This window comes from Phytohabitans kaempferiae, from assembly GCF_042433955.1.
Classification (GTDB): Bacteria; Actinomycetota; Actinomycetes; order Mycobacteriales; family Micromonosporaceae; genus Phytohabitans; species Phytohabitans kaempferiae.
The window spans coordinates 1-13,042 of sequence record NZ_JBHLUH010000053.1; the positions used below are offsets into that span (position 1 = coordinate 1).

Annotated in this window: 17 protein-coding genes and 1 pseudogene; 5 read left to right on the plus strand and 13 right to left on the minus strand. The window is 69.9% G+C overall.

What is annotated here, in order from left to right:
• The coding region (locus ACFFIA_RS25200) for a transposase (RefSeq protein WP_377254587.1) at positions 1–175 on the minus strand (175 nt) is incomplete at its 3' end.
• A 122-nt stretch (positions 176–297) separates the two neighbouring features.
• Here ACFFIA_RS25200 and ACFFIA_RS25205 point away from each other — a divergent pair.
• Positions 298–1,067, plus strand: a pseudogene (locus ACFFIA_RS25205) (IS110 family transposase).
• Positions 1,068–1,074: 7 nt separating this feature from the next.
• A complete protein-coding gene (locus ACFFIA_RS25210) occupies positions 1,075–1,476 on the plus strand; it encodes a Fur family transcriptional regulator (RefSeq protein ID WP_377254500.1) in 402 nt (133 codons plus the stop codon).
• Between the two features lie 337 nt (positions 1,477–1,813).
• Here the strand turns inward: ACFFIA_RS25210 and rpsN are convergent, their stop codons facing one another.
• Positions 1,814–2,119, minus strand: a complete 306-nt coding sequence (gene rpsN / locus ACFFIA_RS25215; protein WP_377254503.1) for a 30S ribosomal protein S14 — start codon at positions 2,117–2,119, stop codon at positions 1,814–1,816.
• Positions 2,119–2,286, minus strand: a complete 168-nt coding sequence (gene rpmG / locus ACFFIA_RS25220) for a 50S ribosomal protein L33 (RefSeq protein WP_377254506.1) — start codon at positions 2,284–2,286, stop codon at positions 2,119–2,121. The genes rpsN and rpmG overlap by 1 nt, the downstream gene beginning before the upstream one ends.
• A 71-nt stretch (positions 2,287–2,357) precedes the next feature.
• Between rpmG and ACFFIA_RS25225 the strand changes: the two genes are divergently transcribed.
• Both ACFFIA_RS25225 and ACFFIA_RS25230 read left to right on the plus strand, forming a co-directional pair.
• Complete coding sequence (locus ACFFIA_RS25225; RefSeq protein WP_377254509.1) at positions 2,358–3,548, plus strand: CobW family GTP-binding protein; 1,191 nt, start codon at positions 2,358–2,360, stop codon at positions 3,546–3,548.
• Between the two features lie 290 nt (positions 3,549–3,838).
• Positions 3,839–4,330: a class I SAM-dependent methyltransferase gene (locus ACFFIA_RS25230; RefSeq protein WP_377254512.1), complete on the plus strand. Its 492-nt coding sequence runs from the start codon at positions 3,839–3,841 to the stop codon at positions 4,328–4,330.
• Here ACFFIA_RS25230 and ACFFIA_RS25235 read toward each other — a convergent pair.
• From ACFFIA_RS25235 to ACFFIA_RS25245, 3 genes are read right to left on the minus strand one after another with little or no spacing between them, the layout of a single operon-like run.
• On the minus strand, positions 4,327–4,803 hold the full coding sequence (locus ACFFIA_RS25235) for a hypothetical protein (RefSeq protein ID WP_377254515.1): 477 nt from the start codon (positions 4,801–4,803) through the stop codon (positions 4,327–4,329). The genes ACFFIA_RS25230 and ACFFIA_RS25235 overlap by 4 nt on opposite strands.
• Entirely contained in the window at positions 4,800–5,066 is a 267-nt protein-coding gene (locus tag ACFFIA_RS25240) for a hypothetical protein (RefSeq protein WP_377254518.1), read from the minus strand. The genes ACFFIA_RS25235 and ACFFIA_RS25240 overlap by 4 nt, the downstream gene beginning before the upstream one ends.
• The gene (locus tag ACFFIA_RS25245) at positions 5,059–5,337 is read right to left on the minus strand and encodes a type B 50S ribosomal protein L31 (protein WP_377254521.1); all 279 of its coding nucleotides are present in this window, start codon (positions 5,335–5,337) and stop codon (positions 5,059–5,061) included. The genes ACFFIA_RS25240 and ACFFIA_RS25245 overlap by 8 nt, the downstream gene beginning before the upstream one ends.
• Positions 5,338–5,401: 64 nt before the next feature.
• Here ACFFIA_RS25245 and ACFFIA_RS25250 point away from each other — a divergent pair, with 64 nt between their 5' ends.
• Positions 5,402–5,926, plus strand: coding sequence for a class I SAM-dependent methyltransferase (locus ACFFIA_RS25250; RefSeq protein ID WP_377254525.1), 525 nt, complete (start codon positions 5,402–5,404; stop codon positions 5,924–5,926).
• Positions 5,927–6,274: 348 nt separating this feature from the next.
• Here ACFFIA_RS25250 and ACFFIA_RS25255 read toward each other — a convergent pair whose 3' ends face one another.
• From ACFFIA_RS25255 to ACFFIA_RS25285, 7 genes are all read right to left on the minus strand, one after another.
• Positions 6,275–6,688 carry a Fur family transcriptional regulator gene (locus tag ACFFIA_RS25255; protein ID WP_377254528.1) on the minus strand — a complete coding sequence of 138 codons (414 nt, stop codon included), beginning with the start codon at positions 6,686–6,688 and terminating at the stop codon, positions 6,275–6,277.
• Between the two features lie 139 nt (positions 6,689–6,827).
• The gene (locus ACFFIA_RS25260; protein WP_377254531.1) at positions 6,828–7,478 is read right to left on the minus strand and encodes a choice-of-anchor M domain-containing protein; all 651 of its coding nucleotides are present in this window, start codon (positions 7,476–7,478) and stop codon (positions 6,828–6,830) included.
• A gap of 12 nt (positions 7,479–7,490) precedes the next feature.
• Complete coding sequence (locus ACFFIA_RS25265; RefSeq protein WP_377254534.1) at positions 7,491–8,144, minus strand: choice-of-anchor M domain-containing protein; 654 nt, start codon at positions 8,142–8,144, stop codon at positions 7,491–7,493.
• 85 nt (positions 8,145–8,229) lie between these two features.
• Entirely contained in the window at positions 8,230–9,804 is a 1,575-nt protein-coding gene (locus ACFFIA_RS25270; protein ID WP_377254537.1) for a TIGR03773 family transporter-associated surface protein, read from the minus strand.
• Between the two features lie 4 nt (positions 9,805–9,808).
• Complete coding sequence (locus tag ACFFIA_RS25275; RefSeq protein ID WP_377254540.1) at positions 9,809–10,915, minus strand: WxL protein peptidoglycan domain-containing protein; 1,107 nt, start codon at positions 10,913–10,915, stop codon at positions 9,809–9,811.
• A gap of 2 nt (positions 10,916–10,917) precedes the next feature.
• Positions 10,918–12,372 (minus strand): choice-of-anchor M domain-containing protein, encoded by a 1,455-nt coding sequence (locus tag ACFFIA_RS25280; RefSeq protein WP_377254543.1) that lies wholly within the window; start codon positions 12,370–12,372, stop codon positions 10,918–10,920.
• 108 nt (positions 12,373–12,480) lie between these two features.
• Entirely contained in the window at positions 12,481–12,831 is a 351-nt protein-coding gene (locus ACFFIA_RS25285) for a winged helix-turn-helix domain-containing protein (protein ID WP_377254546.1), read from the minus strand.
• Positions 12,832–13,042: the final 211 nt, after the last annotated feature.

Below are 13,042 nucleotides of genomic sequence, written 5' to 3' on the forward strand. Positions count from 1 at the left end.
CGGCGTCGGTCTCGGCCTGCTTCACCCAGACCCGCAACGCCTCGGGGTGCACGCCGAACTGGTCGGCGATCCGCCGGATCGCGCCGACCGCAGACACCGGGTCCCGGCGGGCCTCGACCGCCAACCGGGTCGCGCGCTCACGTAGCTCGTCGGAGTACTTCTTCGGTGCGGGCATCGCTGGTGTTCCTCCCAGGTTTCGATGTCTCCATCAAACCCGGTGCGGGACACCCGTATCACCCACCTCGATGACACGCGGTGGCTATCGATGCCGAGGGCCGACCGGTGTGGTCGGTGCGCGTGCTAAGCGCCCAGGCCGCGATCGAGGCGCTGATTGCCCGTGCCGGACAGACCTCCGACCAGGTCCGGTGGGCTGTCGATCTAACCTGTGCCGCAGCGACGCTGCTGCTGGCGTTGCTGGTCGCTGCCGGTCAGCGGGTGGTCTACGTTCTTGGCCGCACCGTCAACCGGATGGCCGCGCGTTCACCGGCGAGGGCAAGACCGACGCCAGAGACGCTCAGGTCATCGCCGACACCCCACGACTGCGCCGCGACTTCGCCGAACTGTCCACCCCGGCCGACGCCGTGGTGGAGCTGTCGCGACTGGTCGCCCACCGCGCCGACCTGATGGCCGACTGGGTACGCGGGTCAATCGGCTCCGCGAGCTGCTCACCGCGATCTTCCCGTCGTTGGAACGGGCGTTCGGCTACTCCACCCGCAGCGGCGAGGCGGGCGACGTGGCGGCTGATCGACGACTCGCCCAGCATGACCCTCGGGTCGCGCAGAATGCGGTCGATGCCCGCGACGTGTCCCGGTCCACGCGCAGGTCAGGCCCCCGGCCTGTCCGTCGCCGAGAGCGAGCACGGCGAGGTTTCCGTAGTCCTTGGCGACGAGGGTGACGGCGATGGCCTGCCGGACAGTGCGCGCCGCGTGTCAGCTATGGGTGGCCGACCCCGTGCCCGCGCCGCCGCCAGAGCATATGCGAGTTGGTGCATAATTGGTCGGTGCGGCGTGGAGGTGCCGATCCCCCTGTCTCACCTGATAGCACGCCCGACCACTCGATGGAGCTGACGAAGCAGTGACTCAACCGATCCCCAACGCGACGCGTAACACGCGCCAGAGGGCCGAGGTGCTCGCGCTGCTGGCAGAGACCGATGGTTTTCGCGCCGCGCAGGACCTCCATCAGACGTTGCGGCAACGGGGCGTCAAGGTGGGGCTCACCACCATCTACCGCACCTTGCAGCTATTGGTCGATGCCGGTGAGGTCGATGCGACTCGCTCCCATGCCGGGGAGCAGCTGTTTCGCCGGTGCAGCCGCACCCACCACCACCATCTGGTCTGCCGGCATTGCGGCAGGACGGTCGAGGTACGCGGCCCGGCGGTCGAACGATGGGCAGACAAGGTCGCCAGCGAACACGGCTTCACCGATGTCGGCCACACCGTTGAAATCTTCGGCAGATGTCCTGACTGCCCCGCCTGAGCCTGCCCGCTGGCGCCGGCGACCGCTTCCTGCCCCTGTCAGGCCAATGAGCAGGGCCGGTTGGCCGCTGCGGCGAGAGCTGTGCCGATCGCGCACGGCGACCACGATGAGGTTAATCGGCACGATGCCGATGGTCAGCGGTGCGGCCGCGAGCAGGTATGCGACCCAGCGCGGTCACCGGACGCGCCCGCGGCGGATGGTCGAGCGTGTGGTGACGCAGCCGCCAGGCCAGCACGGGATCAGCGTCGGCCAGAGCGCGTTCGATCTACGCCAGCCGAATCGCGTAATCCGAGCCGGCGTCATGGCCGGCGTCACCGGAACGCATGGTCGGGCGGGGTTACCAGGAGGCCTTGCGAATGCCGGGCAGTTCGCCACGCAAAGCCATCTGCCGGAACCTTATCCGCGATAGCCCGAACCGGGTCAGCACACCGCGCGGCCGCCCGTCGACCTGGTCACGGGAACGTAGCCGTACCGCAGCGGAGTCGCGGGGTAGACCAGCCAGCGCGCGAACTGCCTCGGCGCGTTCCCGCGGGTCGGTGTCCGGATGAGCGATCCGGCGTTTGAGGTCTGCGCGCCGCTCGGCATGGCGGGCGACCATGACCTCGCGCCGGGCTTGCCGGTTCGCCAGGCTCTTGCGCGCCATCAGCGCTCCTCACGGAACTCGACGTGGCGTCGCACCACCGGGTCGTACTTGCGCAGCACGAGGCGGTCCGGATTGTTGCGACGGTTCTTGCGGGTCACGTACGTGTAGCCGGTGCTGGCGGTGCTCCTGAGCTTGATCACCGGTCGGACGTCGGTCTGGCGGGCCATCTGCCCCTCCCTTTCTGGATCGCAACCGAGCCTATAGTGTAATGGGAACCGTTTTCAATAGGGGGTTCGGTATGTCGTCTTCGCCTGTGGCTCCAGCGCCTGACGCCTCGGTGGACGCCGCGGCGCGTCCGTCGTTGACGGTGCTGTACGGCTTCTGGTCCGGCGCGACCCAAGCGGTGGCGCGGGCGTTGGTGGCGGCCGACCCGTCGGTGACGCTGATCCGCCATGGCCCGAACGCCACGGCCGACAGGTTGCGTGACGATGTCCTTCCCAGCCTCGCGCGTCTGGCCGGCAGCCGTCCGGCCCGCGACGTCGTACTCGTACTGCCAGAGGAGGCCGATCCCGAGACGGTCTGCGCCGCCAGCACGCACTGTCTTGTCGGCGGAGTCCCGCTGAGCGACCTGGTCCGCGTCCGGTCACACGTCACGGTGGTCGACGCGGAGCACCTGCTGGATGGGCTGGGTACAGACGACGATCTGGTCGCCCTCGGCATCCAGGCTGGCGACCACGACTGTCGCGCGGTCGCCGACGTGGTCGTACGGCAGATCGAGTGCGCCGACGCGCTGGTGCTGTGGCAGTCGCGCGCCGATCCGCTGGCTACCGCGCAGGCACAGGCCCTCCTTCACCGTCTCGCGCCGTGGGTCCCGTGCCTGCCCGTGGCTCGCGACCGGATCGACGCCGCCGGCCTCGTCCGGCACCTACGCCACAGCGGGCACCGCCCACAGGTCCCCGGTGTTCTGGCTCGCGGCCTCGAGGGGTATCCGCTCGGCGTACACGAACCCCAACCGCGGTGCGACATCGTGTCCGCGGTCTTCCGGGCCCGCCGACCGTTCCATCCGCAACGGCTCTACGACACGCTCGAAACCCTCCAGGACGGCGTGCTCCGCTCCCGAGGCCATCTGTGGCTGGCCAGCCAACCCGACACCGTCGTCGCGTGGGACTTCACGGCGAGCGGGCTCACCCTGGGCACCCTCGGCCGATGGCTGGCCGCCGTGCCCGACGACTGCTGGGACCTGGCCTCCGACGACCGTCGCCTCGCCGCCGCGTTCGACTGGGACCCGTACTACGAGGACCGACACCAGCACCTGGTCTTCATCGGCCTCGATCTCGACGCCGCCGACCTGCAGCGCACACTGTCCGGCTGCCTGCTCACCGACACCGAACTCGCCGATGGCGCGACTGCCTGGCGCGACTACCCCGACCCGTTCGCCGGCCGCTTCCCCGCCCCAGATCTGCGGACCGACGGCAACGCCGCCACCTGAACCTATTGGATTCGGTTTTCATTTCTGTGTAGCCTGCCTGGTGTGTGGCGAACCCGTAGCCGACCGGCCCGCCTGGCAGCGGCGCCTCCCGGCCGCCGGCGCGAGTCGTCGCCGGCTGCGACGCTGGCCGGCCGTGCCAGCCTTCGCCCCGGACCACCGGCAGGGCCGGTCGTCGCGACGTCTGCCCCCGGACAGGTCGTCGGCGCGACGCCGGCCCTGCCGGTGCCAGCTCGCCGAGCCGCCGTGGGGTCCGCCGGTTCGCCACCGGGGTCGGCCCGGCTGGGACCAGCATGATCGGTGAGCACTGCGTCGCTGGTGACGTCGACCGCTGGCTGCGCGAGTGGGAGTCCATGATGGACGGGTTCCTGCCGGGGCGTGGTGACCTGATGATGGCCGGCATGCAGACCGCCGAGACAGTGCTCGGGCAGGCACCGGTGGCGGCGCTCGACCTGGGCGGCGGGCCGGGCACGACCACACGGAAACTGCTTCGCCGATGGCCTGCCTGCGCAGTCAGCCTGCTGGACCTCGATCCGGTCCTGCTGGCGCTGGCCCGACTGGCTGCACCCGGCGCCGCGGTCCGGCAGGCGGACCTGAGCAGCGCGCGGTGGCGGATGGCCGCCGGTGGCCCGTACGACCTGGTGCTGGCCGTAATGACCCTGCACTACCTTCCCGAAGGCCGGGTCCGACAGCTGTACGCGGAGATCCGACGGTCGTTGCGGCCCGGCGGTCTGCTGCTGGTTGCCGAGCCGATGCGGCAGCGGGCTCGGCGAGAGCACCCCTAACCGTCGCCTGATCCCACCTGCGCCCGGAACAGGTTGAGGCGGTAGGCGCGCACCCGCCGGCGGAACAGCACACCCATCAGCAGTGACAGGGCCCGGAACCGCAGGGGCATCCGGGCGCGAAGCACCGGCTGGGGCTGGGCGAAGATCCGCGAGTCCAGCAGCCGCATACCCAGGTGTTCCAGCGCGGCTGGGTCCTCGCACACCCACGTCATGCGCACCTGCATGTCACGCATCACGTCGTTGCGGTTCACCGACTCCGCCATCACGTGGCCGCCGGTGTCGAAGGCCAGCAGCGAACCGGGGAAGTTGGCGGCGATGAGGGTGATCGCCTGCTCCACCTGGTCCGGTTCGAGGTACAGCAGCACCGCGTCGGCTACGAACAGGTACGGCCCCGCGGTGGCTCGCACCGCCTCGACCCATGCCGGGTCCAGCACTGAGCCGGCAAGCATGCGCCGCCGGTCGGTGTCGGTCAAGAACCGGCGGCGCAGCCGCGGTGTTCGGCGAGGAACTGCCGCACCCATACGTCGAAGATGGCGGTCCGCAGCACCGCTCCCCGTGCCCCGCCGGCGAACGCCTTCAGCTTGGCGAAGTCGTACACCGATTCGACGATCTGCACCGCACGCGGGTCGCTGAGCAGGGGATGTCGTTTGCGGCTTTCGACGGACCGCCCGTACAGCGGGATCATCAACGTCTGCTGGACGGCACCGAGCCGGACGCCGGCCCGACCCTCAGTCATCGCCGCCGCTCCGCTGGCTTCGCGGACGCACCCGGGCGTAGCGGGCGCGGAACCTCTCCACCCGGCCGGCGGTGTCCAGCAGCCGCTGCCGGCCGGTCCAGAACGGGTGACTGGCCGAGGAGATCTGTACGTCGATCACGGGGTAGGTGTTGCCGTCGCTCCACTCGATCGTCTTGTCGCTGGTGGCTGTGGACCGGGTCAGGAAGGCGAAGTCGGCGCCGCGATCGCGGAAGACCACCGGACGGTACTCGGGATGGATCCCAGGTTTCATGTCTCTCCTTCGTGGTCGACACGGTCACTGGCCACGATTATCGCACATGGCTATCGTTTTCATTATGACCTCCGCGGACCTCGATTCCCGTCTGGTCGGGTACCTGACCGCGAACCGCGACTTCGTTGACGCCGCCGTAGCCCAAGCGATCGCCGCGCTGGATCTACCGGTCGGGGGGCGCGTGCTCGACATGGGCACCGGCGCAGGCGGCGCGATTCCGCACCTGGCGAATGCCGTCGGGCCCTCCGGCCAGGTGCTCGCCATCGACCTCAACCCCGCGGTCGCCGATCTCGCCGCGGCCCACGCGGCGAGCCACGACGTGGCGAAGCGGGTCACCGTGCAGGCCGGTGACGCGACAGGCATGCTGACCGAGGAAGCCTTCGACGCGATCTGGAGCAACGACGTCATCTGGCCGGGCAACTTCGACGACCCCGCCGCGGTCGTCGCCCAGATGGCGAGAGCGGTCCGGCCGGGGGGGCGTCGTGGCGCTGTTCCACAGCAACTACTACCAGGCGATGTTCCTGCCAGGTCACTCACGGCTGGAGCGGCTGCTGCGCGCGGCGTCCCAGCTGCGATGGAACCTGCCTGACCATGGCCCGCACCACTACGAACGCCACCTGGCCTGGCTGCTGGCCGCCGGCCTGCGGGACGTCACCTTGCGAGTGTTTCCGCGGGTTGGTTTCCCCCTCGACGTGGACCCGACCGTGCGCCCGTACCTGGCGTCGGCGGTACTGCCGGAGTTGCGCGAGTCCGCTGCCAGATGCGGCGCCCAGGTCGGCCTCACACCTGCCGATCTGTCCGAAGTAGAGCAGCTGCTTACCCCCGGTAGCCCTCGTTACGTGGTGGACGAGCCGGGCTTCTTTTGTCATTCATCCCACGATCCTGGCCACCGGCCGGCGCGGCGCTGTCCCCGACTGACGGGCCGATCGAGCGTGACTCAACTCGCGCCCGATGTCGCGCAATCGGCGCAGGTGCCAAACAGTTCAAGGGTTTGCGCGACGTCGACGTAGCCGTGCTCTTCGGCGATCCGCCGGGCCCACCTCTGGACGGCGGGCCCGGCGATCTCCACGGTGCGGGCGCAGTGCCGGCAAACCAGGTGGTGATGGTGGGCGGTACCGCACCGCCGGTACATGTGCTCGCCACTGGGCAGCCGAACCACGTCGACCTCACCCGCGTCGGCGAGGATCTGCAGCGTGCGGTACACCGTGGTAAGCCCGACGGGGACCCCGCGTGCCCGCAGTAGCTGATACAGCCGCTGGGCGCTGCGAAACTCGTCCGACTCCTCCAGCAGGGCCGTGACCTGAAGCCGCTGCCGGGTTTGCCGCCCGCGGCCCGGCGTCTCGTCGGTCATCACAGCCCCCTTGCCACCACACAGGTACTGGGAATGATTATCATTCTAGTCCGCAGTGGTGTTCATGCCCACCGGAGAGCGCAGAGGTCCCCGCCGCGAACGGGAGAGCGGCGGGGACCTGCTTCTGTGGCGAGCCAGGTCAGCTGTTGAGGACCTGGAAGGTGAACTGCTTGGAACCGGAACTGACAGTGCCGCCACCGACCAGCGTGCCGGTGACGTTGAAGGTGACGGTGTAGGTGCCGGCCGCGTCGAATCCCCAGTTGGCGTGGGTGTGGGCAAGTCGGGCGACGTCGAGGCTGTCGGGCAGCCCGTCGCCGCTGTCGAACAGCACCGTGGGTGTGCCGCCGGCGGCGGTGTAGACGCTGAAGCCAGCCGGGCCGCTGACGGCGGTCAGGTTGAAGGTGACCTTGTCGCCCACGAACACGCCGGCCGGTACCTCGGTGGTGTTCCAGCCGGCCCAGAGCAGGCCGGAAACCTGGTTCTGGGGCAGGATCCAGGCGGTGCCGCCGGTGCCGAGGAACGCCCAGTCCGGCGTGCCCGGCACGCTGGTGGTCTTGGCGGCCACCGGCACTCGGAAGATGACGTCGGCGGGGTTGCGTTCGACGTCCGTGGTGCCGGTGCCGTCCAGCACGCGCAGGACAAGCGCACCGCTGATGTAGTCCACGTCGAGCACGTCGGCGTGCCCACTGGACAGGGTGACGGGGGCGGCTTGCGCCGGTGCGGCGCCGAGCGTGCCGACCAGCACCGCCGCTGTCGCCAGTGGCGCCAGCAGCCGGGTTCTGATGCGCATGACGAGTGCCTCCTAGCTGAGGACCTGGAAGTGGTAGAGGCCCGCATCCACGACCGTCTCGCCGGTGCCGGCGAGCCTGCCGCTGGCACTGACGACGATCCAGTAGTGGCCGGGCTCCTCGAAGGCCCAGTTGGCGTGCAGGTGGTCGCCGGCGGTGAGAGTCACCGTGTCGGGCAGGCCGTCACCCGTGTCGACGAGCACCTCGCTGGGCAGGCCGAAGGCGTCCTCGGTGTAGACAGCCACGTCGCCAGGGCCGGCACTGATCCAGAACCTGACCTGCACCGCGTCGTTCTGGAACACACCCGGTTCGATCTCCTCGGCGCCAAAACCGGCCCAGAGCAGGTCCGGGTTCTCCACCTGGGGCAGGATCCACACCGGGTCGCCGGCGTTGCCCAGGAAGCCGTAGGCGGGGTTGGCCGGGACGGTGGTCTCCGCCTCGGGAAGCACCTGGAACTTGACCTCGTGCGGCTCGCGCTCCACACCCGGCTCGACGCTCCCGTCGTGGATGTGAAGGTTGAGCTCGCCGTCCTCGTAGGCCACGCCGACCACGTCGACATGGCCTTGGCTGATCACGACCTGGCCGGACGCCTGGGCCGGTCCGCCTGCCGCGATCAAGGCCCCGGTCATCACGCCCGCCATGACGAGCACTCGAATGGAGGTGCGCACGGAACAGACTCCTCCCCGACGGTCCCCAGTGGACCGTCCTAATAGAAATGGTAACCAATATCGATAGGGAGTGGTGTCCGTGCGGTTAAGAGATCTCAGCGGTGCCATGCGGGCGTTGCCGCCGCCGGGTCGCCACGACCAATCCGGCGCCGAGGACCAGCAGCAGCAGACCGATGACCGTGGCGGGAACCAACCAGCCGGCCCCGGTACGAGCCAGATTGCCTCCACCGGAGGACCCGCCGCCGTCGGAACCGCCACCATTGGAGTCGCCACCACCGGAGGAGCCGTTGCCGAACGCGGTGTCCGGGTCGACCGGCCCGACCGCGACGTTCAGGGTGCGGGTGTCGGTAACGCTCTTACCGGCTTTGGTGGTGCCCGTCATCTGGACGCCCAGGTGGTACACGCCAGGTTTGGTAAATGCCCAGTTGCCGTGCGCGTGGGTGTTCGGCGCGATCGACATCTGCTGGGGCAGGGCCTTGGCGGAGTCGAACAGCACGTCCGGCTTGCCGAACGAGCCAGTGAGGAAGAGCTTGAACTGGCCGGGCCCGTCGACCTTGGTGAGCCGCCAGGTGACGTTGCCCTGCGTACCGTTGACGACGGAGGGATCCTGGGTGTTCCATCCCGGCCAGACGATGCCGGACTGCTGGGCTTGGGGCAGTAGCCACACGTCCGACCCGGCCGGACCGAGGAAGGCGTAGTCGGCGCCGGACGGCACCTTGATCTTCGCCTTGTCGACGGCGTGTATGACCACATCGGACAGTTCTCGCCAGACCGGTGGGCTGCCGCTGTCGTCGCGGATCCGGATCCGCCAGGTGTTCCCGTCCAGTTGTGGCCCCATGTCGATATGGCCGTCGGCGACGACCTTGCGCCCGGTGGCTGGTGCGGCGGCCGCACGAGCCGCGATCTGCGGCGCCGGAGCCGCCTTGGGTACGGCGAGCGCACTCGTGGGTGCCTGGGCGTCCGGCGCCGGGGCCGCGCGCGGGACGGCTAGGGCCGGCGGTGGCATGGGCGGCAGCGGAGCGGGTGCGATCGCCGGCACCTCGAGTTGGTACGTCGCCCGGGTAGTGAATTCCCCGCCGGCCTGTTGGGCCGAGACGTCGAGGGTGATTTGGTAGCTGCCCGGCGTGTCGAACGCCCACAGCGCGGCGCCGGTACGCGCGCCGGTTGGCAGCGTCATGCTGCGGGGGGCGCCGTCGGTCGTTCCGAGCAGCGGCCGCGGTACGCCAAAGGAGGACAGGGTGTAGGCGTGGAACGTACCCGGTCCCTGGACGTCGTGTAGCCCCAGCATGACCGTCTCGCCAGTCACCCGCCCGCGCGGGATCGCGGTGGTGTCCCAGACCGGGAAACCACCACCGGCGCCGCCCAGCACCCAGACGGGTGTGCCCGGCCTGCCGAGAAAACCGAAGTCGGCGCGGTCAGGCACGACGCCGGCCGTGCCGCCGCTCGCGTCGAACGTGACATCGCCCGGGTCGTGGCCGGCCTCTCCCTGACGGGCCTGGACGGCGTCCCGTACCCGTAGCGAAAGCGCCTCGCCGTCGAGACGGATCGAGACAAGGTCCGCGCCCGAGACGAGCAGCGTTGGAGTTTCAGCGTGGGCCGCGGCCGGGTAGGTGGCGATCGCCAGGGTGATGGCGGCCAGCAGGCCGGCGGTGCGTTTCATCGCGTCAAGTCCCTCGTGATTTCGTTGGATTGGCATCGGACAGTTCCGGACCCGTTTCCGGCGAGGTCGTCGCTTCGGCACGACCTTCCGCGCGGGCGGTCGCCAACGCGCGGGCGTGGGCCCGCCGCCGGTACAGCAGCAGCCAGACCCCGGCGGCCAGAAGCAGGAGCAGTACCGCCTGCGGCCAGGGCCATGCCCACACGGCTGTGTGGCCGGTGGCCGCTGGAACCGGCATGCTGGCGTTGACCGCGACCGGTGACAGTCCAAAGTCGACGTCAAGGCGGAATAGCGGAGCCGCGCCGCGTACCTGGACGGTCGCCGTGTACTCGCCGCCGGGCAGGATCTCCGGCAACGCGGCCGCGCCAGCCGAGCGTCGGCCGATACCGAACGGGCCGGCGACCTCGACCCGTGGCGTGCCGGTCAGCCGGACGTTGCCGGTGTTGCGTACCCGATAGGTCGCGGTCACCGTGCCGCCCCTGAGGGGGTTGAAGGTGCCGTCATAGCCGGCGTCGAGACGCTCCACGGTGAACGCTGGGGCGAGTTCGCCCGTGACCCGCAGGTAGATCCGGGCGCCGACCCGCCGGTCGACCCGTACCCGGTTGCCACCGGCGTCGGTGCCGGGCTCGGCGATCGACGCGACGATCCCGCCCGCGTGGTCGCCAGGGGTCGCGTTGCGCGGCACGGTCAGCCGGAACGGTACGTCCACTCTGGACTTGGACGGGATGACCAGCCGCCGATACCTCGACTCGAACGCCACCCACGTGCCGACGTCGGTCGGCTCTTGGGCGGCGGGCAGCAGGTCGAAGCCGCCACTGGGGGTGGTGAACGCGTCGCTGGCGTAGAGGTCGACGGTGATCGGCTGGCCGGAGTAGTTGGAGATACCGGCGTAGTCGGTCAGCTCGGCGCCCGGGTCGAGCTTGTAGTTGAACGCCGCTCGCCCGTCCGGACCTTTCCGGGTCGACGGTGCCACCCCCCAGGTGAGCGGTGCGGCACCGACCGTTGGCGCCGACGCCGACGCCGACGGCGCTGGCGCTGGCGCTGGAGCGGCGGCGACCGCCCCGGCCGGCAACACGCCGACCAGGACGGCCACCATCGAAAGGAGAACGCGCACGGCTAGATCGCGGTCAGGGTCAGGGTCGCCGTGTACGTGCCGGCCCCGGTCTCGGTCGGCAACTCCAGTCGCAGCTCGGCGCCGAGCTGGGCCGTGCCCCGTCCGCTGCCGGCCGCAGCCGAACCCAGCACCGCGCCACCGGCGATGCCGTTACCGGAGGTGAACCCGGGCGGCGCGACCGGACCGGCCACCACACCCTGCCCACTGGCCTGCGTGAGCACCTGCGGAGACCAGCCCAGGTACTTGCCGCCGAAGCTGGCGCCACCGTCGGCGGTGAAGGCCGAGACCTGGCCGGCGGCGTTCCAGCCCGGCTTGGCCGCCCTGGTGTCGGTGACGGTCACCGGGCGCAGCGCCCCAGCGGCCTCCAGCCGGTCACCGGCGGCGCCGAGGGTCGTGGCCGGCAACGCGACCGTACGGTCGTTCGGGTCGACGCTGAGCACCAGCGCACCATCGGCCTCTCGCACCGTCGCGGTGATCGACTGGCTGGCGCCCGGTTCGCCCGGTCCGCCGCCGCCCTCGACCACGAGGGTCACCGGCGCCGCCTCGGCCACCGCGTTGTGGTCGTCGTCGTACAGCACTGCCTTGTACTGGCAGCCGTTGAGCGCCTCGGTAGCGGTGAACGAGTACGCCGCGGCCAACTCCCCGGAGACCACCGCGAAGTCGGCGGCACCCGGGCACTTGCTGAACCAGTGGTAATGGTCCAGGTCCGTCTCCGGGGTCTGCAACGCGACAAGGTTGACCTGCTGCCCCGGTGTGTAGCTGTCCTGCAGCCCGAAGATGTCCAGCGCCACCTCCGGGTCGGGGTCGGTCAGCTCGCCGACCACGAACGTGTAGTCGACCACAGGGCTGGACACCGGAGTGCCGTCGGTCAGCGTGGCGTCGGCCTGGAACTTCAAGGTGTAGCGTCCGGTCGCGCCGAAGGCCCAGTTGGCGTGGGCGTGCACGTGGTCGCCGACCTCGATCGCGTCCGGCAGGCCATCGTCGCTGCGGAACAGCACCTGGGCATTGCCGAAGGCGTCGTTCATGAACACCGACACCCGGCCCGGGCCCTCGACGCCGACCAGGCTCAGACGGATCTTCCCGCCGGCGAACGTGCCGGTGGGCAGGTTGAGCGTCTCCCAGCCCGGCCACAGCAGGTTCGGGTCCTGCACCTGCGGCAGGATCCACACCGGTGTACCTGGCGTACCGAGGAACGCGTAGCTGGGCACATCCGGGACGGCGATCTCGGATTCCGGCAGCGCGTGGAAGATGACGTCGGCCGGGTCCCGGGTCACCGCGGGCGCCACCGTGTCGTCGCGCACCTTCAGCACGAACGCGCCGCCCTCGTAGTGCACGTCGATCGCGTCCACATGCCCCTTCGACAGCACCACCTGCTCGGCCGCGACGGCCGGAGACGGCGCCACCACGACCGCCGCCGCCACCGCTCCCGCCGCCAGCGCGGCCAGGGGTCCGCGCATGCGTCTTGTTCGGGTTCTCAAAATCCTCCCCCTAAACCTTATTGGAAATGAAATCCAATCTCATTTGACGAGCCGGAAGGTAGCACGAGTCCGTGGAGGCTGTCGAGATCAGGTTTCGCGGATCACGATGGCCACCGTGTCCTCATGCAGCCGGTAACCGACCCGGTACACCGTGGCCACCAGTGGCTGGCCAGTCTTGGCCCGTAACCGTCTGATGTGGACGTCGATGGTGCGCTCGCTGGCGTGCTCGTGTCCCCAGACGGCGGACAGCAACTGCCTGCGGGTGAACACCTGGCGCGGGCGCCCGACGAAGAACAGCAGCAAGTCGAACTCTCGCCGGGTCAGCGGCAGGCGATGTTCTCCCCGCATGACGACCCGCGATTCGGGGAAGATCCGCAGCACGGCAGTGCCCGCGACGGTGGCGGTGTCCGTCGCTGACAGGGATCGGAGCGCTTGCATCAGGCGAGGAACGCTGGCCGCGGAGAGGACGCCAGCGAGCGTGACGTGGATGCCGCCGCCTCGGTGGCCGCGACGAACCACGGCGCGGACGCGGTGAGTGCGGGACGCCGGCCCGGTGGCACGGCTGGGATGGTCCCGACTCAGGCGGACCATCGCCGTCGCCCGTCCGGTTCGAGATGTCTTCGCATCGTCCCTCCTTCGCAACGTGGTG

What these genes read in the sequence shown, in the direction of transcription:
- rpsN (WP_377254503.1), bottom strand. Translation starts at nt 2,119, where the DNA reads ATGGCGCGCAAGAGCCTGGCGAACCGGCAAGCCCGGCGCGAGGTCATG.
- rpmG (WP_377254506.1), bottom strand. Translation starts at nt 2,286, where the DNA reads ATGGCCCGCCAGACCGACGTCCGACCGGTGATCAAGCTCAGGAGCACC.
- ACFFIA_RS25225 (WP_377254509.1), top strand. Translation starts at nt 2,358, where the DNA reads ATGTCGTCTTCGCCTGTGGCTCCAGCGCCTGACGCCTCGGTGGACGCC.
- ACFFIA_RS25230 (WP_377254512.1), top strand. Translation starts at nt 3,839, where the DNA reads ATGATCGGTGAGCACTGCGTCGCTGGTGACGTCGACCGCTGGCTGCGC.
- ACFFIA_RS25240 (WP_377254518.1), bottom strand. Translation starts at nt 5,066, where the DNA reads ATGACTGAGGGTCGGGCCGGCGTCCGGCTCGGTGCCGTCCAGCAGACG.
- ACFFIA_RS25245 (WP_377254521.1), bottom strand. Translation starts at nt 5,337, where the DNA reads ATGAAACCTGGGATCCATCCCGAGTACCGTCCGGTGGTCTTCCGCGAT.
- ACFFIA_RS25250 (WP_377254525.1), top strand. Translation starts at nt 5,402, where the DNA reads ATGACCTCCGCGGACCTCGATTCCCGTCTGGTCGGGTACCTGACCGCG.
- ACFFIA_RS25255 (WP_377254528.1), bottom strand. Translation starts at nt 6,688, where the DNA reads ATGACCGACGAGACGCCGGGCCGCGGGCGGCAAACCCGGCAGCGGCTT.
- ACFFIA_RS25260 (WP_377254531.1), bottom strand. Translation starts at nt 7,478, where the DNA reads ATGCGCATCAGAACCCGGCTGCTGGCGCCACTGGCGACAGCGGCGGTG.
- ACFFIA_RS25270 (WP_377254537.1), bottom strand. Translation starts at nt 9,804, where the DNA reads ATGAAACGCACCGCCGGCCTGCTGGCCGCCATCACCCTGGCGATCGCC.
- ACFFIA_RS25280 (WP_377254543.1), bottom strand. Translation starts at nt 12,372, where the DNA reads ATGCGCGGACCCCTGGCCGCGCTGGCGGCGGGAGCGGTGGCGGCGGCG.
- ACFFIA_RS25285 (WP_377254546.1), bottom strand. Translation starts at nt 12,831, where the DNA reads ATGCAAGCGCTCCGATCCCTGTCAGCGACGGACACCGCCACCGTCGCG.